The organism is Kitasatospora sp. RG8 (genome assembly GCF_017813315.1).
Lineage (GTDB): Bacteria > Actinomycetota > Actinomycetes > Streptomycetales > Streptomycetaceae > Kitasatospora.
Map to the genome: position 1 here is coordinate 44,989 of NZ_JAGIYX010000021.1, position 19,238 is coordinate 64,226.

Annotated in this window: 19 protein-coding genes; 7 read left to right on the plus strand and 12 right to left on the minus strand. The window is 74.2% G+C overall.

The window, feature by feature from the left end:
* Positions 1-3 precede the first annotated feature (3 nt).
* From J5Y04_RS27090 to J5Y04_RS27100, 3 genes are all read right to left on the minus strand, one after another.
* Positions 4-288: a DUF427 domain-containing protein gene (locus J5Y04_RS27090; RefSeq protein ID WP_209415018.1), complete on the minus strand. Its 285-nt coding sequence runs from the start codon at positions 286-288 to the stop codon at positions 4-6.
* Positions 289-361: 73 nt separating this feature from the next.
* The gene (locus tag J5Y04_RS27095; protein WP_148646957.1) at positions 362-598 is read right to left on the minus strand and encodes a DUF6296 family protein; all 237 of its coding nucleotides are present in this window, start codon (positions 596-598) and stop codon (positions 362-364) included.
* Between the two features lie 69 nt (positions 599-667).
* Positions 668-904, minus strand: coding sequence for a DUF2277 domain-containing protein (locus J5Y04_RS27100; RefSeq protein ID WP_209415019.1), 237 nt, complete (start codon positions 902-904; stop codon positions 668-670).
* 328 nt (positions 905-1,232) lie between these two features.
* Between J5Y04_RS27100 and J5Y04_RS27105 the strand changes: the two genes are divergently transcribed.
* Positions 1,233-2,564: an MFS transporter gene (locus J5Y04_RS27105; RefSeq protein ID WP_209415020.1), complete on the plus strand. Its 1,332-nt coding sequence runs from the start codon at positions 1,233-1,235 to the stop codon at positions 2,562-2,564.
* A gap of 82 nt (positions 2,565-2,646) precedes the next feature.
* Here J5Y04_RS27105 and J5Y04_RS27110 read toward each other — a convergent pair whose 3' ends face one another.
* The 3 genes from J5Y04_RS27110 to J5Y04_RS27120 form a co-directional block, all read right to left on the minus strand.
* Positions 2,647-3,234 carry a gamma carbonic anhydrase family protein gene (locus J5Y04_RS27110; RefSeq protein WP_209415021.1) on the minus strand — a complete coding sequence of 196 codons (588 nt, stop codon included), beginning with the start codon at positions 3,232-3,234 and terminating at the stop codon, positions 2,647-2,649.
* Between the two features lie 88 nt (positions 3,235-3,322).
* Positions 3,323-4,807: a serine hydrolase gene (locus tag J5Y04_RS27115; RefSeq protein ID WP_209415022.1), complete on the minus strand. Its 1,485-nt coding sequence runs from the start codon at positions 4,805-4,807 to the stop codon at positions 3,323-3,325.
* 472 nt (positions 4,808-5,279) lie between these two features.
* Positions 5,280-5,846 (minus strand): DJ-1/PfpI family protein, encoded by a 567-nt coding sequence (locus J5Y04_RS27120; protein WP_209415023.1) that lies wholly within the window; start codon positions 5,844-5,846, stop codon positions 5,280-5,282.
* Between the two features lie 262 nt (positions 5,847-6,108).
* Between J5Y04_RS27120 and J5Y04_RS27125 the strand changes: the two genes are divergently transcribed.
* Positions 6,109-6,657: an alpha/beta hydrolase gene (locus J5Y04_RS27125; RefSeq protein ID WP_209415024.1), complete on the plus strand. Its 549-nt coding sequence runs from the start codon at positions 6,109-6,111 to the stop codon at positions 6,655-6,657.
* Positions 6,658-6,861: 204 nt separating this feature from the next.
* Here the strand turns inward: J5Y04_RS27125 and J5Y04_RS27130 are convergent, their stop codons facing one another.
* Positions 6,862-7,296: a hypothetical protein gene (locus tag J5Y04_RS27130; protein WP_209415025.1), complete on the minus strand. Its 435-nt coding sequence runs from the start codon at positions 7,294-7,296 to the stop codon at positions 6,862-6,864.
* A 423-nt stretch (positions 7,297-7,719) separates the two neighbouring features.
* Here J5Y04_RS27130 and J5Y04_RS27135 point away from each other — a divergent pair, with 423 nt between their 5' ends.
* Positions 7,720-8,988: a glycerophosphodiester phosphodiesterase gene (locus J5Y04_RS27135; RefSeq protein WP_209415026.1), complete on the plus strand. Its 1,269-nt coding sequence runs from the start codon at positions 7,720-7,722 to the stop codon at positions 8,986-8,988.
* Positions 8,989-9,069: 81 nt separating this feature from the next.
* On the opposite strand, the gene J5Y04_RS27140 is transcribed toward J5Y04_RS27135, so the two are convergent.
* Both J5Y04_RS27140 and J5Y04_RS27145 read right to left on the minus strand, forming a co-directional pair.
* Positions 9,070-11,370, minus strand: coding sequence for a transglycosylase domain-containing protein (locus J5Y04_RS27140; protein ID WP_209415027.1), 2,301 nt, complete (start codon positions 11,368-11,370; stop codon positions 9,070-9,072).
* Between the two features lie 184 nt (positions 11,371-11,554).
* Positions 11,555-12,637, minus strand: coding sequence for a hypothetical protein (locus J5Y04_RS27145; RefSeq protein WP_209415028.1), 1,083 nt, complete (start codon positions 12,635-12,637; stop codon positions 11,555-11,557).
* A gap of 119 nt (positions 12,638-12,756) precedes the next feature.
* On the opposite strand from J5Y04_RS27145, the gene J5Y04_RS27150 reads away from it, so the two are divergent.
* The 3 genes from J5Y04_RS27150 (at position 12,757) to J5Y04_RS27160 (ending at position 15,620) form a co-directional block, all read left to right on the plus strand.
* Positions 12,757-13,797, plus strand: coding sequence for an SPFH domain-containing protein (locus tag J5Y04_RS27150; protein ID WP_209415029.1), 1,041 nt, complete (start codon positions 12,757-12,759; stop codon positions 13,795-13,797).
* Entirely contained in the window at positions 13,794-14,768 is a 975-nt protein-coding gene (locus J5Y04_RS27155; RefSeq protein WP_209415030.1) for a hypothetical protein, read from the plus strand. Before J5Y04_RS27150 ends, J5Y04_RS27155 begins: the two co-directional genes overlap by 4 nt.
* Positions 14,769-14,969: 201 nt before the next feature.
* Positions 14,970-15,620: an HAD family acid phosphatase gene (locus J5Y04_RS27160; protein WP_209415112.1), complete on the plus strand. Its 651-nt coding sequence runs from the start codon at positions 14,970-14,972 to the stop codon at positions 15,618-15,620.
* A 271-nt stretch (positions 15,621-15,891) separates the two neighbouring features.
* On the opposite strand, the gene J5Y04_RS27165 is transcribed toward J5Y04_RS27160, so the two are convergent.
* The 3 genes from J5Y04_RS27165 to map form a co-directional block, all read right to left on the minus strand.
* A complete protein-coding gene (locus J5Y04_RS27165; protein WP_209415031.1) occupies positions 15,892-17,238 on the minus strand; it encodes a DUF2254 domain-containing protein in 1,347 nt (448 codons plus the stop codon).
* A 196-nt stretch (positions 17,239-17,434) separates the two neighbouring features.
* Entirely contained in the window at positions 17,435-17,860 is a 426-nt protein-coding gene (locus J5Y04_RS27170; protein WP_209415032.1) for a thioesterase family protein, read from the minus strand.
* A 191-nt stretch (positions 17,861-18,051) separates the two neighbouring features.
* Positions 18,052-18,819, minus strand: a complete 768-nt coding sequence (gene map, locus J5Y04_RS27175; protein ID WP_209415033.1) for a type I methionyl aminopeptidase — start codon at positions 18,817-18,819, stop codon at positions 18,052-18,054.
* An 80-nt stretch (positions 18,820-18,899) separates the two neighbouring features.
* On the opposite strand from map, the gene J5Y04_RS27180 reads away from it, so the two are divergent.
* Positions 18,900-19,169 (plus strand): helix-turn-helix domain-containing protein, encoded by a 270-nt coding sequence (locus J5Y04_RS27180; protein WP_209415034.1) that lies wholly within the window; start codon positions 18,900-18,902, stop codon positions 19,167-19,169.
* The last annotated feature ends 69 nt before the right edge of the window (positions 19,170-19,238 follow it).

The following is a 19,238-nucleotide window of genomic DNA, read 5'->3' on the forward strand; positions in this document are numbered from 1 at the left end:
GCGCTACCCGGTGACCTCCACCCCGCGCCAGAAGGCGATCCGGCCGCGGACGTGCGCCGCCTCGGGCTCGGGGTCGGCGTAGTACCAGGCCGCGTCGGCATTGACCTCGCCGTCGACGTGGAGGGTGTAGTACTCGGCGGTGCCCTTCCAGCCGCAGACCGTGGTGGTGTCGGAGGGCCGCAGGTACTCGGTGCGGACCGACTCGGCCGGGAAGTAGTGGTTGCCCTCGACGACGGTGGTGTCATCGCTCTCGGCGATGACCGTGCCCTGCCAGCGCGCTGTGGTCATGCGGCGATTCTGCCGGACGGCGGTGCGCCACGGGAGCGAACCACCGAAGGTGCGGACCGGAGTGGGGCACCGGTCACGGGAGCGGTTGGGCGTGCACCGGGAAGTGCGGCGACTGGTGGCCGCCGCTGGCGAGCATCCGGACCTCGCCCGCGTCACTGATCTCCGCCCGCACGATACCGCTGGCGTCCTCGTAGACGGGATGCCCGCCGGGACCGGTCGTGCTGGTCCGCGTCACGACGACGACGTCCTGCGGGGCCTGGGTACCGGGCGTGCCCGGGAAGGTGAGTGCGTAACGGTCCGCCGGACTCATCGCCGACCTCCTGTTCCTACTGGTGAGGACCGGCCGTGTCGCGGCCGACCGCTTCCTGTCGCCGTCCGGTCAGGCGGAGGCCTGCGCGGTCCGGGCGGACGCGCCACGGACCTCCAGCTCCTCCAGCAGCCTGGCGGTCGCCTCGGTGACGGCGTCAACGGCCCGGTCGAAGGCCTCCCGGTTGTGCGCCGCCGGTGCCCGGAACCCGGACACCTTCCGCACGTACTGCAGCGCGGCCGCCCGGAAGTCCTCCTCGGAGGCGTCGGGCGTCACGGGTGGTCTCAACGTCTTGATACTGCGGCACATGCCCCCAGTCTCGCGCGCGGGGGCGTGGCTGGCGACCCCCGCCCGTCACCGTTGCGACATGGGGACAACGCGGGAGCGTCATCCGATCGGATTAGGATTTCGGACGAACTAATCCCTTTCGCCCTTGCTCCCGCGTCCTCTCCCGCCCTCGCATCCTCCCGCGCTCTCGCCCTCCTGCTTCGGCCCCACCCTCCGACGTCCCTCGCGTCTCCCGCCACGCTCCCGCGTCATTTCGTCCTCCCGTCATCCCCTCGTCCCGTCGGCCCGACGACCGTGCCGACGACCGCTCAGCCCTGCCCTCGTGCGGGCGTCACCCCGGAGTTCCGCCTTGCCACTCGCGCTGGTCGCCCTGGCCGTCACCGCGTTCGCCATCGGCACCACCGAATTCGCCGCCATGGGGCTGCTCCCCCAGGTGGCCGACAACCTCCACGTCTCCATCCCGCAGGCGGGGTGGCTGATCTCCGCCTACGCCATCGGCGTGGTGATCGGCGCCCCGCTGCTCACCGCGCTCGCCGCCGGCCGGCCCCGCAAGGCGGTGCTGGTCGCGCTGGCCGGACTGTTCGCGGCCGGCAACCTGTTGTGCGCGGTCGCGCCCGACTTCTGGTCGCTGGCCGTGGCGCGGCTGATCACCGGCCTTCCGCACGGGGCGTTCTTCGGCGCCGGGGCCGTGGCGGCCGCCGAGCTCGTCGCGCCGCACCGGCGGGCCCGGGCCGTCGCCGTGATGTTCTCGGGCCTGACCGTCGCCAACATCGTCGGGGTGCCCGCCGCCACCCTGCTCGGCCAGCACCTCGGCTGGCGGGCCACCATGCTGGTGGTGGTCGCGATCGCGGCGGCCGGCACGGTCGCCATCGCCCGGCTGGTGCCGGAGCTCCCCTCCCCCGCGCAGTCCGGGCTCCGGCACGAGCTGAGCGCCTTCCGCAGCGGTCAGCTCTGGCTGGCACTGGCCACGGTGGTGTTCGGCTGCGGCGGGTTCTTCGCCTGCTACAGCTACATCACCCCGCTGCTCACCGAGGTCTCCGGGTACGCGACAGGCTCGGTGACGCTGGTGCTGGCGCTGTTCGGTGTGGGGATGACGATCGGCAACGTGCTGGGCGGGTTCGCCGCCGACCGTGCGCTGCGGCCGACCGTCTGCGCCGCCTTCCTCCTCTCCGCCGCCACCCTGGCGCTCTTCGCGGTGACCGCCCACGCCGCGTGGTCGGCCGCCGTCACGGTGGTGCTGATCGGGCTGTTCGGCTTCGCGATCGTCCCGGCCGTGCAGACCCTGGTGCTGCAGAAGGCACGCAGCGCGCCGACGCTGGCCTCCGCGACCGTGCAGGGGGCGTTCAACCTGGCCAACGCCCAGGGCGCCTACTTCGGCGGGCTCGCCCTGGACGCCGGGCTCGGCTGGACCTCGCCCACGCTGGTCGGCTCCGGGCTGGCCGCGTCCGGGGCGGCCATCGCGCTGGTCGCGTGGGCCGCCGACCGTCGGCGCCCTGGTGCTGCGGGAGACCCGGGAGGCGCGGGGCACGAGCCGACCGGGGTGGCAGGAGCGGCTGGGGTGGCAGGGGTGGCTGGGGTGACAGGGGTGGCTGGGGTGACAGGGGTGGCCGGGCCGGGTACCGCCCCTCTGCCGGAGCCGGCCGGGCGGGCGGACCACACAGGGGCGGGTGCGCCCGCCTGATCCCCCGCCCACCGCGCCGCCGCCCCGCCGATGACGATCGGGGAGGGCGGCGGCGTGCCGGCTCACTGTGCCTCCGTCACCGCTACTCGGCCGGGAGGTCGGCCTGCCCGGTCTGCCCGACCGGTCCGGCCAGGGCAACCGGGGCAACCGGGGCGATCTCCCGGTGCCCGTCGGCCAGCAGACGGTAGCCCTCGCCGTTGATCTTGATCCCGGCCCGCTCCTCCTCCGTCAACTCGCGCCGGACCTTCGCCGGGACGCCGGCCACCAGCGATCCGGGCGGCACCTGCATGCCCTGCGGTACCACCGCACCCGCCGCCACCAACGAACCGGCACCGATCCGGGCGCCGTTGAGCACCGTCGAGTTCATCCCCACCAGAACGTCGTCCTCGACCGTGCAGCCGTGCAGGACGGCGTTGTGCCCGACCGAGATCCGCTCGCCGATCACCAACGGGAAGCCCAGGTCGGCGTGGAGGGTGCAGTTGTCCTGGATGTTGCTCCCCGCGCCGACCGTGATCGACTCGGCGTCGCCCCGGATCACCGCGCCGTACCAGACGCTCGCCCCGGCGGCGACCGTCACGTCGCCCACCACGACCGCGTTGGGCGCGACGAAGGCCGTCGGGTCGACGGACGGCACCCGGCCCCCGACTGCGGCGATCAGCGGCTCTGCCATGTCTCGTCCATACCTTTCTTCCTCCTGTTGACGTCCGGCCATCACGTGCCGGTCATGATCGCACCCGGGCGCTCGGCGCGACCACCCCTCAGCCGAGCAGGAGCGGGGCCGGGCCGGCGGCCGACGGTATGGCGGCCGTGGCGGGCGGCGCGAGCGGCCCTGCGGCGGCCGGCGGGCGGCCGCCGCAGGTGCCTGTCGCGACCAGGGTCTCGAACGCGGCGTTGGTCGCGGGCAGGTCGGACATGTCGTAGGGGTTGACCGAGGCCGCGAACTGCCGGCCCCCGTCGGCGGTGCCGTACAGCAGGGTGTTGTAGCCGGGGATGCCGCCGCCGTGGCCCCAGAACTCGCCGCAGGGGGTCGTCGTCCGCTGGAGGCCCAGGCCGTACTCGGCGGGCCCGCTCTGGGGGGTGGTCCGCTTCATCTCGGCGAGCTCGGCCGGGCCGAGCAGCCGCCCGCCGAGCAGGGCGGAGACGAACCTGGTGAGGTCGGCGGTGGTCGAGATCCCGGCGCCCGCGGCGCCGCCCATGCTCGGGTTGAGCAGGGTGGCGTCCGCCGGGCCGGTGGCGAGCTTGTAGTAGCCGTGCGCGTGCGGGCCGGGGATGAAGGGCGAGTCGACCGGCATCGAGGTGCCGGTCAGGCCGAGGGGGCGGATGATCCGGCGCTCCACCTCCTCCCCCCAGGTGCGGCCGGTGAGCCGCTCCACCAGCAGCCCGGCGACGATGTAGTTGGTGTTCGAGTAGTGCCACCCCTGCCCGGGGGCGAAGTACGGCGGGTACTTGGCGGCGATGGCGATCAGTTCCTGCGGCCGGTAGGAGCGCCAGCGGCCGGTGCTGAGCCACTGCTGCAGGGTGCCGGTGTCCTCCTCGAACGAGAAGGCCGGGTCGTCGGTGTAGTTGGCGAGACCGCTGGTGTGATTGAGCAGCTGACGCACGGTGATCTGCCCGCCGTTGGGCACCAGGCCGGGCAGGTGGCGCTCGACCGGGTCGTCGAGGCCGAGCCGGTGCTCGGCGACGAGCTGGAGCAGCACCGTCGCGACGAAGGTCTTGGTGACGCTGCCGATCCGGAACCGGCCGTCGGCCGAGGCCCGGGCGCTGGTGGCGAGGTCGGCGGTACCGGCCGCGCCCTTCCAGACGGTGCGGCCCCGCTCGCTGACCCGCCCGAGCGTGGCGGAGGCGCCACCGGGGCTCACCAGGCCGCGCACGGCGGCGTCCAGGGCTGCCGGGTCGACGCCGCCCCGGCCGGCTCCTCGGTCGACGTCCCGGCCGGCGTCGGCCACGGCATCCGCTCCGCCGGCCGGCGCGCCCGCTCCGCCGCTGACCGCCTCGCCGGTGACGTCGCCGCCCGCGCCGCTCGCCACCGTCAACCCGTAGGAGGACGGCGGTGCGCCGTGGGCGGCGGCCACCGGGGCGAGAGCGCCCACCAGGCCCACGCCCGCGAGGACGGCCGCCGCGGTGCGCAGCGCCGGCCCGCGCCGTCGCCGCACCCGCACGCTCCCACCCGCGGACTCGCGCGCGGTCCCACCCGCGCGCTCCCCTACCGTGCGTCCCGCCTGCTCGTGTGCCGATCCGGACATGCCGCCACCCCTTCCGTGTTCGAAACGGGCGGCCTCCCCACAACTACCGCCCTGCTCCTGACAGCTGACACTCTGGCAGTCGGACGCAAAGCAGTCGTCGGCCCCAGGTCCGGAACGCCTCAGACCCAGGTCTCATCATTTTCCGTCGGTTCCCTCCCCCTCAGGTCGAACGCGACCCTGAGAACCCCCGAGAACCCCCGGGGTGCCGCGAACGCCGTGCCCCGCTCCCGCAGGCCGGGGAGCGGGGCACGGAAGGCTCACCTGCAAAACGGGGGCCGGCCGGATCAGGCAGGCCCGGTCGGGCTGGCCGGGGCACGTCGGGCCAGGTCATATCCGGTCACGCCAGGCCGGGGCACGCCGGGCCAGGTCATATCCGGTCACGCCAGGCCGGGGCACGCCGGGCCAGGTCATATCCGGTCACGCCAGGCCGGGGCACGCCGGGCCAGGTCATATCCGGTCACGCCGGGTCGACTCAGGAGAGCGGGGCCTTCACCCGCAGCACCTCGACGAACGCCCGGAGCCACGCCGGGTGGTCGGGCCAGGCGCGGGCCGAGACGACCACGCCGTCGACGACCGCCTCGCCGTCCACGAACTCCGCGCCGGCGGCGGCCACGTCCGGCGCCAGTGCCGGGTAGGCGGCGCTGCGCCGGCCGGAGAGCACCCCGGCGGCGGCGCTGACGAGCGGGCCGTGGCAGATCTGCGCGACCGGCTTGTCGGCCTCGAAGAAGTGCCGGACGATCCGCTGCATGTCCGGGTTGTTCCGCAGGTACTCCGGCGCGCGGCCGCCGGGGATCACCAGCGCGACGTACTCGGCCGGGTCGACGTCCGCGAGGGCGAGGTCGGCGGGCCAGGTGTAGCCGGGCTTCTCGGTGTAGGTGTCGAAGCCGTCCACGAAGTCGTGGACCACGAACTGGAGGCGCTTCTTGGCCGGTGCCGCGATGTCGACCTGGTAGCCCTCCTCGCGCAGTCGCTGGTAGGGGTAGAACACCTCCAGCGACTCCGCGGCGTCACCGGTGACGAGCAGGATCTTCGATGCCATCGCCGACATCCCTCCATATGATCGACCGTCAGACATGGTGCGGGCCCGCCTCGGTGGCGACCGGTGCGGGCCGGGGAACAACCTCCCGCACCCGGCGGCGCCGACGCAACAGGGCGCACCGGGCGCGCCGCAGCGCACGAGCGCCCGCGCGCGCCGGGCCCGGGCGCGTGCGCTGTCGCACGACCACGCGCGCCCCCTTGCCGGGCCGGGCCCTAAACTCCAGGTGCCCAGGTCACCGCCCATCCGAAGGGAGTCCGCACCCATGGCGGACCGCGTCACCTACCTCGTCCTGCCCGGCTACGAGAGCTCGGGCCCCGAGCACTGGCAGACCCGCTGGGAGGAGGCCGACCCGGCTGCGTTCCGGCGCGTCCAGCAAGAGGACTGGGACCACCCGGAGCCGAAGGCCTGGGTGGCCGCCGTCGACGCCGCGGTCGCCGCGGCGGCGGCCGACGGTCCGGTGGTCCTGGTCGCGCACAGCCTCGGCTGCGCCACGGTGGCCCGCTGGGTGGCCTCGGTTCCGGCCGAGCGGACCGCCGTCGTGCGGGGCGCGCTGCTGGTCGCGCCCGCCGACATCGACAACGCCGACGTCCCCGAGCTGTTCGGGTTCCGGCCGGTGGCCCGGGAGCCGTTCCCGTTCCCGGCCGTGGTGGTCAACAGCCCGGACGACCCCTGGGTCACCCCGGAGCGCGGCCGGGGCTTCGCCGAGGCGTGGGGCGCGCAGTACGTCGAGACCGGCCCGCACGGGCACCTCAACTCCGCGTCCGGCCTCGGGGACTGGCCGGAGGGCCGGAAGCTGCTGGCCGGGCTCTGACCGGCCGCGGGCCGGGTGCGCCTCGGGAGGCTTCTGACCAGACGCGCCTCGGGAGGCTTCGGACCGGGCCCACCCCGGGACGCCGTCTACCGGGCGCACGTCGGGGCGCCGCGGACCGGGCCCACCCCGGGGCGGCCGACGGCCCGGCCCGGGGGAGGCCGCGGGCACCCCGGCAACGGCGGGACGGAGGGGCCCCGGGCGAGGTCAGCCCCGGCTGAACAGGAGCCCGTCCGCCCCGGACGACTTCAGCCTCGGAGTCCCCTGGGCCGTGAAGGCGCTCAGGTCCAGCACGCACGGCTGCGCGCGGCCCTCGACCGACACCTCGACGCCGTAGTGGGAGTTCCTGCGGTACTCCTGCCACGTCCCCTCGGCCGGCCGCACGCCCGCCCCGGAACCCGGCACGGAGCCCGGCACGGGCGTCTCCCCGCCGCAGAGCGTGGCCGGCAGGAACGAGGCGCCCAGCCGCCCGCCCTCCTCCAGGACCAGCACCGCCGAACCGCTCGTCCACCGCCCGACCGGGCTGGCCGGCTTCTGCCCCGTGCTGCCCACCACGACGGCCGCGATCGTCGCACCGACGACCACCACCAGCCCCGCGATCGCCACCCGCGAACCCCCCTGCCCTGCTCCCCCGTTGCGCATGGCCCACAGCATAGGGAGCGCCGGTCACGGGGCCGCGGAACCCGGCGGCGTTCCCACACGGGCGACCCACGCGGGCGACCTGGGCCCGCGACCTGGGCCGGCAGCCGCTCCGCGCGGGCCGACCGTGCGCGCGGGGCGCCGGGCGCCGGGCAGCCGTACGGGCACCGGAGCTCCGACGGCCGCCGCAACGCACCCGCATGCATGCACGCACGCACGCGCACGAACCCGGCGGCGCCCGGCCGTGGAACCCCGCGGCCGCGCGGAGGAACGACGCGAATTTATCCGCAGTTCGCCCGTCGGCCACCCGGCCGCGGGTCACTGCTCCTAGTCTGCGGGCGACGAGCACCGCCGCGACCGGCAGCACCGCGGCCGCCACCATCCCGGCCACCACCGCCGCGCCATCAGCGCGGGCAAGGAGCACTCATGACGTACCGTCCGCTCGACGGCAGCACCCCGGCAGCACCCGTGCAGGGCGCCGACTCCTCCCGCCGCCGGTTCCTGCGCGCGACCGGCGTCGCCGGCCTGGGCGCGGCCGCGCTGGCCGCCGGCGCCGGCGAGGCGTTCGCCGCGCCCGGCGAGGACCAGCCTGAGGCCTCCGACGAGCGGGCGGCCGTCGCCGCGCCGGCCGGGACCCGCGCGCCGGTGCGCACCGGAACCGGTCTGGACCGGCTGCCGCACCCGCTGGTCATCGGCCACCGCGGCGCCCCCGGCTACCGTCCGGAGGAGACCCTGGGCTCCTACGAGCTGGCGCTGGAGCTGGGCGCGGACGTCATCGAGCCGGACCTGGTGCCCACCAAGGACGGCCACCTGGTGATCCGGCACGAGAACAACATCGCCGAGACCACCGACGTCGCCGACCACCCCGAGTTCGCGGGGCGCAAGACCACCAAGACCATCGACGGTGCACCGCTCACCGGCTGGTTCACCGAGGACTTCACGCTCGCCGAGCTGAAGACGCTGCGGGCCAAGGAGCGCCTCCCGCAGCAGCGCCAGCGCAACACGCTGTACGACGGCCGCTGGCAGATCCTCACCTTCCGCGAGCTGGCCGACTTCGCGCGCAAGCGCGGGCGCGAGCTGGGCCGCGACGTCTGGCTCTACCCGGAGACCAAGCACCCGAGCTACTTCCGCTCGATCGGCCTGCCGCTGGAGGAGCGCCTCGCGGACGAGTTGCGCCGCACCGGCCTGGCGGGCAAGCGCGGGCGGGCGATCCTGCAGTCCTTCGAGCCGAGCAGCCTCCAGCGGCTGGCGAAGCTGGTCGACAATCCGCGGATCCAGCTGCTCAGCGGCCCGACCAGCCAGCCGTACGACTTCGTGCTCTCCGGCGACAAGCGGACCGTGGCCGACCTGGTGACGCCGGAGGGGCTGCGCTGGATAGCCTCGTTCGCGCACGGCATCGGCCCGACCACGCAGCTGATCGCGCCGGTCGACGCGAGCGGCAAGCTCCTGCCGCCGACCACGCTGGTGCGCGACGCGCACGCGGCCAAGCTGCTGCTGCACCCGTACACCGTGCGCAACGAGAACGGCTTCCTGCCGCTGGACTACCGCCGCGGCACCGACCCCAACGCGTACGGCGACGCCATCGGCTGGGCCAGGTACCTCTACGAGCAGGGCGTGGACGGCTTCTTCACCGACCAGACCGACACCACGATCCTGGCCCGGCAGGACTTCTGGGCCGCCAAGGGCGTCAACTGAACAGCCGCTGAGCGTGCCTGACGACCGTGCCCCGGACCGCGAGAGCGGGTGGTCCGGGGCACGGTCGTCGGCGGGTGCGCGTCAGTTGTCGTCGGTGTGGTCGGTCGGCGGGGCGCTGCGCGGGCGTCCGGGTGCGGGCGTCCGGCCGCCGCCGGTCCGGCCCGGCGCCGTCTCGGGCCGGCTGCCGCCCGGATCGACGGTGCCGCTCGGACCGGAGCCGCCCGGGCTCGCGCTCGGGTCCTTCTTGGGCGGCGGGTCCGGGATGTAGACGGTCTGGAAGGTCTCCTCCGGCATCCCCTTGACCGCCTGGTTCATCGCCATCTCCCAGATCGGTCCGGGGCCGGTGGCGCCGAAGATCTCCTCGAAGTACTTGCCGCCGATCCGGATGTCCTTCATCGGCACGCCCTTGGCCGGTCCGCCGAGCCAGACCGACGCCGCCAGCGACGGGGTGTAGCCACTGAACCAGGCGGCCTTCTTCTCGTCGGCGGTACCGGTCTTGCCGGCGATCTGGCGGCCGTCGTCCAGCCCCAGGTCGCGGGCGGTGCCCTTCTCGGTCACCCCGAGCAGCACGGTGTTGATGACGTCGGCGGTGTTCTCGGAGATCGCCTGGCCGCACTTGACCGGGGTGACGGGCACGTCCCGGCCGTCCACGGTGGTGATCTTGTTGATCGCGACCGGCGTGCAGTAGGTGCCCCGGGCGGCGAAGGTGGCGTACACGTTCGCCATGACCAGCGGGCTGACCTCCTGGGTGCCGAGGCCGAGTGCGGGCAGCTCCTGGAGCGGGTCGCCGCTGGCCTTGGTCGCGATGCCCAGCTTGTTGGCCATCTGCTTGACCGGACAGAGGCCGATCTCCTGCTCCATCTGCACGAAGTAGGTGTTGACCGAGAGCGCCATCGCCTGCTTCAGCTGGTACGGGCCGACCTCACTGGCCGACTCGTTGGGGACGGAGCCCTCCTTACGGCCCTTCTGCAGGTTCTTCCAGTTGCCCGAGCAGGTGGACATCGTGGGCCAGTCCATCCGGTTCGGCGACGGGTACTGCTGGGTGGGCGGGAGCCCGGCCTCCAGCGCGGCGGCGGCCACGATCGGCTTGAAGTTGGAGCCCGGCTGGAAGCCGTTGCCGCCGCCCATCCCCGCGTCCACGTTGTAGTTGACGACGGTCTCGTTCTTTGCCGGGTCCAGGCCGTACGGGCGGGTCTGGGCCATCGCCAGGATCTTGCCGGTGCCCGGCTCGACCATCGTCATCGCCGCCGAGACCGGGTCGGAGACGAACACCTTCTTGGTCACCGCGGCCTGCGCGGCGGCCTGCTTCTGCGGGTCCAGCGTGGTGTAGATGTTGAGACCGCCCTGGTCCCACAGCTTCTTCCGCTCGGCGGCGGTCTTGCCGAACACCGGATCCTGCTTGACCACGTGGCGCACGTAGTCGCAGAAGAAGCCCATGCCCGCGTTGGCGGTGATGCAGCCGTTCTGCGGCTCCTTGTAGCGCAGGCCGAGCGGGGCCGCCTTCGCCTCCTTGGCCTGGGCCGCCGTGAGGTGCTTGTTCTCCACCATCTTGTCGATGACGGTGTCGCGCCGCTTCTGGGCGGCGACCGGGTGCGTCTTGGGGTCGTACTGGGACGGGTTCTGCACCAGGCCGGCGAGCGTGGCCGCCTCGGGGAGGGTCAGGTCCTTGGCGTCCTTGCTGAAGTACCGCTGGGCGGCGGCCTGGATGCCGTAGGCCTGGTGACCGTAGAAGGTGATGTTCAGATAGTTGGAGAGGATCTGGTCCTTCGTCAGCTCCTCTTCGAGCTTGATGGCGTACTTGAGTTCCTGGATCTTGCGGCCGATCGTCTTGCGCTGCGCCTCGCGGACGGCGGCCTGGTCGTCGCCGGCCTTCTCGACGTTGACGTTCTTCACGTACTGCTGGGTCAGCGTCGAGGCGCCCTGGACGGCCGTGCCGCTCTCGGCGTTCTTGGTGACGGCCCGGAGCACACCCTTGAGGTCGACCGCGCCGTGCTCGTAGAAGCGCGCGTCCTCGATGTCCACCTGGGCCTGGCGTATCAGGGGAGACATCTGGTCGGCGGGTATGACCGTGCGGTCGCGCTCGTAGACCTTGGCGATCAGCACGCCCTGGGCGTCGAAGATCTGGGAGGCCTGGCTCAGCGGCGGGGTCTTGAAGTCGTCGGGAATGCTGTCGAAGCTGTCCGCCGTGCTCTTGGCGGACAGTCCGAGCGCGCCCGCCGCCGGCAGGGCCACCCCCGCCAGCAGGACGCCGGCCAGCGTGCTGTAGCCGAGGAACTTCACCGCATGGCCCAGCAGGCCGAGCGGCGTCTCGCGGCGCCGGGGACGCGGGATCCAGGTGTCGCCCTGATCCGGGGGGGCGATGCGGCGGCTCTTCCGTGACATAGCCGGAACACTACGTCCACGAAAACCCCCCGTGGGGCGGGTGTTGGCCATGCAATGTCACAAGTCTGCGACAGATTCGCCTCATTCCGGCCGGTCGGTCACGCCGTCGCCGCAACCCCGCGCACCGACAAGGATCGTTCGCCCACGCCCGTTCGGGCCGCCCGACCGGATTGATGAGCGCACGTCAGTCTGACCGGCGCTTCTTCCGCAGCCCGAGCACCGCACCCACCACGGCGAGGACGGCCACCACGCCCACGGCGCTGTCCGACGGACCGTCCGCGGAGCCGGACGAGCCGGACGAGCCGGCCGCGGAACCCGCCGAGGGCGAGGCGCCGGGGGCCCGGCCGGGGGGCGCCCCGGCCCCGCCCGACGGCGGGGCGGACGGCAGCGGCTTGACGGTGTCGGGGAGTTGGCCGTCGTCCAGCGGCTCCCGCCAGACCGGACTGTCCTTGCCCTCGGTGCCGTAGAGCACCGACCGGCCGTCCGCCGTGAAGGTCACCGACTCGCCCTGGCGCTGCAGCGGCGCGGCGAGCGGGCCGAGTTCGGTGGGCGCACCGTCCTTCCAGCGGTACAGCCCGGCGGAGAGGTAGCCGCGCAGGACGAGCCGGGTGCCGTCCGGCGAGAAGGCGCCGTCGGTGACCCACGGGACGTCGCCGATCCGGCGGAAGGTGTTGATGCCGGCGGTGGAGAGCTTCTCCGGGCCCTCGTAGAGGCCGCCCCCGCCCTGCTTCTTGCTGGCGATGTACGCCCGGCCGGTGACCGGGTGGACCATCAGCGCCTCGGCGTCGCGGGGCCCGTCCTCGTAACGGACCCGGTAGCGGATCACGTCCACGGACTGGTCGCGCAGCTCGGCGGGCTCCGCGAACGAGTAGATCCACACCTCGGACCACTTGCCGCCGAGGTTGTCGCCGAGGTCCCCGACGTAGAGCCGCCCGTCGGGACCGAGCGAGATCGCCTCGACGTCGCGCGGCTCGGTGCCGCGCAGGGTGACGGTGGCGACGGTGCGGCCCTGCGAGTCGACGGCGTAGACGTAGGGGCCGTCGTCGCTGTCGTTGTGCGTCCAGTAGACGCCGGGGTGGGCGAGGCTGGCGGCGAGGCCGCTGGACTCGGTGATCCGCGGGTCGGTGATGGTGAACGCCTGGCCGGCGCCGTCGGCCGCGCGGGCGGGCGGCGCGGCGGCGAGGGCGGTCAGCGCGAGGGCCGCCGCGAGGGCCGCCGGGGCGCGGCCCGCCCCCTGGTGCCGCTTCCGCCGTGTGTTCGTTCGCATCCTCAGCACCCGCCGATCCTCCCACGGCGCCCGGCACCGGTCCGGAAACCCCTTTTCGTCATCTTGACGAGATCGTCGCGCGCGCAATATCGTCGCACTGACGAAAAGGGGTCCCGCTCATGGCCGACATCACCCGGCGCTTCGGACTGCGCCACCTGCGCGCCGTTCCCACCGCCCACATCCGCCACCTCGACCGGGGCAAGGTCGCCCACGACGGCACCGGCCTCGCCTTCTGGTTCCGCCCGCTCACCGCCGCCCTCTCCGAGGTGCCGGTGGACGACCGCGAACTGGCGATGCTCTTCCACGCCCGCACCGCCGACTTCCAGGACGTCACCGTGCAGGCCACGCTGACCTACCGGATCACCGAACCCGCCACCGCGGCCGCCCGCGTCGACTTCGGCATCGACCCCGACACCGGCGCCTGGCGCGCCGCGCCGCTCGACCAGATCGCCACCCTGCTCACCGAGACCGCCCAGCAGCACGCGCTGGGCCTGCTCGCCCGCACTCCGCTCGCCGCCGCACTGGTCGACGGCGTCAGCACCGTCCGCGACCGGATGGCCGCCGGACTCGCCTCCGAACCCCGGATCACCGAGACCGGGCTCGCCGTGATCGCCGTCCGCGTCGTGGCGCTGCGCCCCGAGCCCGAGGTCGAACGGGCCCTGCGCACCCCCGCCCGCGAACTGGTCCAGCAGGAGGCCGACCGGGCCACCTTCGAGCGGCGGGCCGTCGCCGTCGAGCACGAGCGCGGCATCGCCGAGAACGAACTCGCCAACCGGATCGAACTGGCCCGGCGGGAGAAGCAGCTGATCACCCAGCAGGGCGCCAACGCGCGTCTTCAGGCCGAGGACGAGGCGGTCGCCGACCGGGTCCGCGCCGACGCCGAGGCCGGGCGACGCACCCGGCTCGCCACCGCCGAGGCCGAGGCCGCCCGCGCGCTCTCCGGTGCCGAGGCCGACGCCGCCCGCGCGCTCGGCGAGGCCAAGGCCGCCGCCGAGGCCGCCTGGCTCGCCGCCCACCAGCAGGCCGACCCGGCCGTGCTGCGGGCGCTCGCCCTGATGCGGCTGGCCGAGCACCTGCCGCGGATCGACAGCGTCACCCTCACCCCGGACCTGCTCAGCGGGCTGCTCGCGAAGCTCGCCGGCCCGGCGGGTGAGCGGTGACGCTCGCACCCCGGGCCGTCCTGGTCCACCGCCGCACCGAGTACGAGGAGTTGCTCGCCCACCACGGCACCCCCGGGCAGGCCGCGTTCTTCCTCTCCTCCCGCGGCCGCTCCGTCGCCGAGGTCGAGCACCGCCACCACCGGCAGGCCGAGGCGCTCGCCCGCGCGGCGGCCGCCGTCCCGCTCGACTGGCGGCGCACCCGGGTCGAGCGGGCCGACCTCCCCCGGTTCCTGTTCGAACCGGAGGACGTGGTCGTCGTGGTCGGCCAGGACGGCCTGGTCGCGAACGTCGCCAAGTACCTCGACGGCCAGCCGGTCATCGGCGTCGATGCCGACCCGGGCCGCAACCCCGGCGTCCTGGTCCGCCACCGCGCCGACGCGCTGCCCGCCCTCCTCCCGGCCGCCGTCGCCCGCAGCGGCTCCCGGCACCTGGAGGAGCGCACCATGGTCGAGGCGGTCGCCGACGACACCCAGCGGCTGCTGGCGCTCAACGAGGTGTACGTCGGGCAGCCCGGGCACCAGACGGCGCGGTACCGGCTGACGGTGACCGGGGCCGGGGCCGGGGCCGCGGAGACACCCCCGCTCTCCGCGGGCTCGCCCGGGCCGCGGGGCTCCGCGGGGCCGCCGGACTCCGGCGAGCCGCAGGCCTCCTCCGGGGTGCTGATCGGCACCGGGACGGGCGCCACCGGCTGGTGCCGGTCGGCCTGGCTGGAGCGCGGCGGACCGCTCGCCCTGCCCGAGGCGGCAGCACCCGCGCTCGCCTGGTTCGTCCGCGAGGCGTGGCCCTCCCCCGCGACCGGCACCAGCCGGGTGCACGGGGTGCTGGACGCCGGCCGGCAGCTGGTGCTGACGGTCGAGTCGGACCGCCTGGTCGCCTTCGGCGACGGCATCGAGACGGACGCGCTGGAGCTCACCTGGGGCCAGAGCATCCGGCTGGGCGTCGCTGCGACGCGGCTGCGACTGCTCGGCTGACCGGGCCGTCTCCGTCGCACCGGGCCGGCTCCGCGCGGTGTCCGCGGAGTTCACTCGCCGGATGCACAGAAGATTGTTACCTGTCGGTAAGCAAGAGTCCTGTTGCGGGACCTAACGGTGTGCAAGATTTGCCATGGCCGCGTCGTGTTCGTCACCTCGCGGCTTCCGACACCATGACAGAAAGGCTCCCCGGTGGCAGGTATGAGACTGGTCGGCAGAGCAGCCGCCCCCGTTGTTCTGGCCGGCGCACTCCTCGCGGGCCTGGCCGGCCCGGCGGCGGCCGCCGCCCCCGCCCACTCGGCACCCGCCGTCGCCCGGGCGACGGTCCCGGCTCCGGCCGCGGCACCGCTCTCCGCAGCGGGTGTGACCGAGAGCCAGTGGCTGGCCGACGTCCGGGCGGCCCTCGCCCCGGCCCGCGCCTACATAGAGCAGCGCACCTCGGGCCCCGGCGCGGCCGTCCGCCCGGCGATCGTGTTCGACATCGACAACACGACGCTCCAGACGCACTTCCACCCCTTCAGCCAGCCCGCCATCGGCGCCTCGCTGGAGCTCGCGACCTACGCGCACTCGCGCGGCGTCTCGGTCGTCTTCATCACCGCGCGTCCGGACTTCATCGACTCGCTGACCCGCTGCGCCCTCCAGCGCGCCGGGTACCCGGTGGACGGCCTGCACGGCCGCGACCTCGACGACCTGTTCCAGCCGGTGCAGGACTTCAAGACCGCCCAGCGCGCCGCGGTCGAGGCGGAGGGCTACACGATCATCGCCAACGTCGGCAACAACACCACCGACCTGGAGGGTGGCCACGCCGACCGGACGTTCAAGCTCCCCGACTACAACGGCCTGCTCTCGTAGGGTCCGTCAAGTCATCGGCGCTCCGGCGCCCGGCCACCCTCGGGGTCGGCCGGGCGCCGGGGTGCTTCGGCCCCGGAGGGTTCCCGGGCCCCGGGTGCCTCGGACCGGGGGCGCCTCGCGACCGGACGTGCCTGGCGACCGGACGTGCCGCGGAACCGGGGGTGACCTGGTCCCCGGGGTGACCGTCGCCACCGGGATGACCGTCGCCGCCGGGGGCGCGCAGCCGTTACCCACGCGGCCGGGACCCGGGTGGCCGGGGTCGGGCCGGGCGTCAGCCCCGGCGGGTGCGGCTCGCGTGCGCGGCGAGGACGGCGAGGTAGCGGCGGTGCACGTCCTCGCGATCGGCCGGCTCGGCCACCGACTCCGCGCTCAGCCGCTCGATCATCCCGGCCTGGCGGAGCAGCACGTGGCGCTGCTCCTCGGTCCTGGTCTCCACCATGATCTCCGCCAGGGCGTCGAGCTGCCGGATCAGGACGGCGGGCATGCCGTGGGCGGTCTGGCGGATCTTCTCGAACGCGCGCTCCACCAGCCGCTCGTAGCTCACCGGCGTGGCGATCACCCGGATGTAGCCGTCCGCGTCCCGGTGGACCGGGTCCGGCTGCCAGCGCGACGCGATCCGGCACAGCCCCTCACCGAGCCAGTCGATGCAGGTCAGGGTGGTGAAGGTGTCGTTCACCGCGGTGGACAGCGCCCGGATGGCGATCTCCACCAGCTGGTCCACCGCGAAGGCGATGTCCTGGGCGAGCGTCCTGGTCGGGCCGGTGATGTGGGCGCGGGCGAAACTCCGGGACACCTCGTCAGCCGCCTCGGCGGGCCAGACCGTGGCGAGCTGGTGCCCCTGCACCAGGAAGTGGCCAGGTCGCTGGTCCAGGCGGATCACGGCGCCGAGCTCGGACGCCATGCGGACCAGCGTGCGGTGCCGGACGAACTGCAGGTAGCCGCTGGCCGGCGCCGGGACGGCGGCCCCCGACGCGTCCAGCCGGGCGTGCAGTTCGGCCTCGGGCGGCCCCCGCTCGACGCCGCCGCCGCGGGCGGGTTCGCCTGCGCCCGCGTCGATCGCCGCCGAGAGCTCGGCCGCGATGTTCGCGATGACGCGGGGCAGCTGGATGGAGGTGGCGATGTGGTGGATGAAGTAGATCAGCACCCCGAGGTCGGCCAGCACCAGGCCCATGCACACGGTGATGGACAGGTGCGGGACGAAGTCGCCGTGCGAGGACGGTCCGATCACCATCAGGGAGAGCACCGCGTAGACGAACGTCCCGACGAAGGTGCCCAGGGTGAGCTGGGTGCTGCGGTCCCGGATGAAGGTCCGCAGCATCCGCGGCCCGAACTGGGTGGAGGCCAGCGTCAGGGTCACGATCATGATCGAGAACACCACGCCGACGACGGTGATCAGCGCCGCCGCGATGGCGGCGAGGATCTGCCGGGCGGCGTCGGCCGTGCCGCTGATGACCCAGGTCGGCAGCGACAGGTCGCCCCGGTAGGCCGCCCGGTCCAGGGACCAGGTGAGCAGGAAGAGAAGCGCGGCGAGCAGCACCTCCAGCATCGGCACCAACCACAGGTTGGTCCGCAGCGCCTCCCGACGCCACTGCGCCTCCAGGTGGACCCCACCGATCACCTCGCCCACCTCCAGCCCCTGCGCACCGGCCCGCCGGACGCCACCTCGTTCAAGGGTCGGCCGACAAGGCGGCGACCGCCCGCCGGGCCGCCCCTCCGTGGGGCCGCCCGGGTGGCGCCACGCCCGGCGGCCGGGGCGGGAGCGGGAGCGGGGCCCGGGGGGGGTGGGGCACAGAGGCGGGGCTTGGGGGCGGGGCTCAGAGCCCGAGCAGCCCCGGGTCCGATGCCAGCGCGAGCATCGGTTCGCGCGGGTCCGCGACCAGCCGCCGCTCGGTCAGGTCCAGGAAGCCCCCGACACAGGTCACCTCGGCGGCGAGGACCCCGTCGGTCCGGGTGATGGCCTGCACCAGTTCGAAGGTCCTGCCGCCGCCCCAGACGAACCGGCAGCTCACGTCCACCTCGTCGCCCGCGCGCAGCTCCCGCCGGTACTTGACCGTGGTCTCCAGCACCACCGGGCCGATCCCCTTGGCCAGCAGGTCGGCCTGACGCACGCCCGCCGACTGGAGGTACTCCCAGCGGGCGTGCTCGGCGTACTGGAGGTACACCGCCTGGTTGAGGTGGCCCTGCGCGTCGGTCTCGTAGCCGCGGACGGTGACCCGCACCGTGAAGTCCTGATCGGTCATGGTCCGCACGCTACTCCGGACGCGGTGTCAGCGGCGCGTGGCGTCCGTCACGGCCTCCGCCCGCTGCCAGGGCCGGGGCCTCCGCCAGGGCCGGGGTCCGTCGCCGCCAGGGCCTTCGCCACTGCCAGGGCCACCGCCACGGCCGGCCCGGGGAGCACGCGGTGGCCGGGTCGTGGGGCCACCGGGCGGGCCTACCGCAGGGTGAGGATGCGGGGACCGTCCTCGGTGATCGCCACCGTGTGCTCGATGTGCGCGGCCCGGCTGCCGTCGGTGGTGCGCAGCGTCCAGCCGTCCGGGTCGGTGTCGTAATCGTCCCGGCCGCCGGCCGTGAGCATCGGCTCGATGGCCAGGACCAGTCCCGGCTTGAGCGGGTACCCGCGGCCCGGGCGGCCCTCGTTGGGCACGTGCGGATCCTCGTGCATCCGCCGCCCGATGCCGTGGCCGCCGAACCCCTCCGGCAGCCCGTAGCCGGCCCCGCGCGCCACCTTGGCGATCGCGTGCGCGATGTCGCCGGTGCGGTTGCCGAGCACGGCCGCGGCGATCCCCGCCTCCAGCGCCCGCCCGGTGGCGTCGATCAACTCCTGGTCCGCGGGCCGAGCCGCCCCGACGGTGAAGCTGACGGCGGCATCGCCCGCCCACCCGTCCAGCACGGCCCCGCAGTCGATGCTCACCAGGTCCCCGTCGCGCAGCCGGTAGCCGTCCGGGATGCCGTGCACGACGGCGTCGTTGACGGAGGCGCAGATCACGGCGGGGAACGGCACCGGCGCGAACGAGGGCCGGTACCCGAGGAACGGCGAGGTGGCCCCGGCCTTGCGCAGCACCTCCCGCGCCACCCCGTCCAGCTCCAGCAGGCTCACCCCGACGCCCGCCGTCGCCTCGACGGCTGCCAGCGCGTCGGCCACCACCCGTCCTGCCTCCCGCATCGCCGCGAGCGCCGCCTCCGACTTGAGCTCGACCATGCTGCTGATCCCCTCGATCCATTCAACCAATTCTTATACCGGTATATCTATCACGGTTGCGGCGGTATTAGTATTGGCGCATGGTGAGGACCCCACTGACCCCCTGGGAGCGCGACCGCGGCGAGCGGTTCGGCGCCCTGCTCCGCGAGGCGCGCGGCGCCCGCAGCATGGTCGAGGTGGCGGCGGCGGCCGGCATCTCCTCCGAGACCCTCCGCAAGATCGAGACCGGCCGGGCACCCACCCCCGCCTTCTTCACCGTCGCCGCGCTCGCCTACGCCCTCGACCTCTCCCTCGACGACCTCGCCGCCGCCTGCGCGCCGGCGGAGGACGACGAGGCACTGTCGGCGTAGCCGCGGCGCGGCCGGGGTCGTTCGCCCCACCGCGCGGCCCCCTGCCCTCGCCCGGCGGCCCGGCCGGGC

Bases quoted from the DNA above. Each gene is read 5' to 3' on its own strand.
- J5Y04_RS27090 (WP_209415018.1), bottom strand. From the start codon at position 288: ATGACCACAGCGCGCTGGCAGGGCACGGTCATCGCCGAGAGCGATGAC.
- J5Y04_RS27095 (WP_148646957.1), bottom strand. From the start codon at position 598: ATGAGTCCGGCGGACCGTTACGCACTCACCTTCCCGGGCACGCCCGGT.
- J5Y04_RS27100 (WP_209415019.1), bottom strand. From the start codon at position 904: ATGTGCCGCAGTATCAAGACGTTGAGACCACCCGTGACGCCCGACGCC.
- J5Y04_RS27110 (WP_209415021.1), bottom strand. From the start codon at position 3,234: ATGGCAGAGCCGCTGATCGCCGCAGTCGGGGGCCGGGTGCCGTCCGTC.
- J5Y04_RS27115 (WP_209415022.1), bottom strand. From the start codon at position 4,807: ATGTCCGGATCGGCACACGAGCAGGCGGGACGCACGGTAGGGGAGCGC.
- J5Y04_RS27120 (WP_209415023.1), bottom strand. From the start codon at position 5,846: ATGGCATCGAAGATCCTGCTCGTCACCGGTGACGCCGCGGAGTCGCTG.
- J5Y04_RS27125 (WP_209415024.1), top strand. From the start codon at position 6,109: ATGGCGGACCGCGTCACCTACCTCGTCCTGCCCGGCTACGAGAGCTCG.
- J5Y04_RS27130 (WP_209415025.1), bottom strand. From the start codon at position 7,296: ATGCGCAACGGGGGAGCAGGGCAGGGGGGTTCGCGGGTGGCGATCGCG.
- J5Y04_RS27135 (WP_209415026.1), top strand. From the start codon at position 7,720: ATGACGTACCGTCCGCTCGACGGCAGCACCCCGGCAGCACCCGTGCAG.
- J5Y04_RS27140 (WP_209415027.1), bottom strand. From the start codon at position 11,370: ATGTCACGGAAGAGCCGCCGCATCGCCCCCCCGGATCAGGGCGACACC.
- J5Y04_RS27145 (WP_209415028.1), bottom strand. From the start codon at position 12,637: ATGCGAACGAACACACGGCGGAAGCGGCACCAGGGGGCGGGCCGCGCC.
- J5Y04_RS27150 (WP_209415029.1), top strand. From the start codon at position 12,757: ATGGCCGACATCACCCGGCGCTTCGGACTGCGCCACCTGCGCGCCGTT.
- J5Y04_RS27160 (WP_209415112.1), top strand. From the start codon at position 14,970: ATGAGACTGGTCGGCAGAGCAGCCGCCCCCGTTGTTCTGGCCGGCGCA.
- J5Y04_RS27170 (WP_209415032.1), bottom strand. From the start codon at position 17,860: ATGACCGATCAGGACTTCACGGTGCGGGTCACCGTCCGCGGCTACGAG.
- map (WP_209415033.1), bottom strand. From the start codon at position 18,819: ATGGTCGAGCTCAAGTCGGAGGCGGCGCTCGCGGCGATGCGGGAGGCA.
- J5Y04_RS27180 (WP_209415034.1), top strand. From the start codon at position 18,900: ATGGTGAGGACCCCACTGACCCCCTGGGAGCGCGACCGCGGCGAGCGG.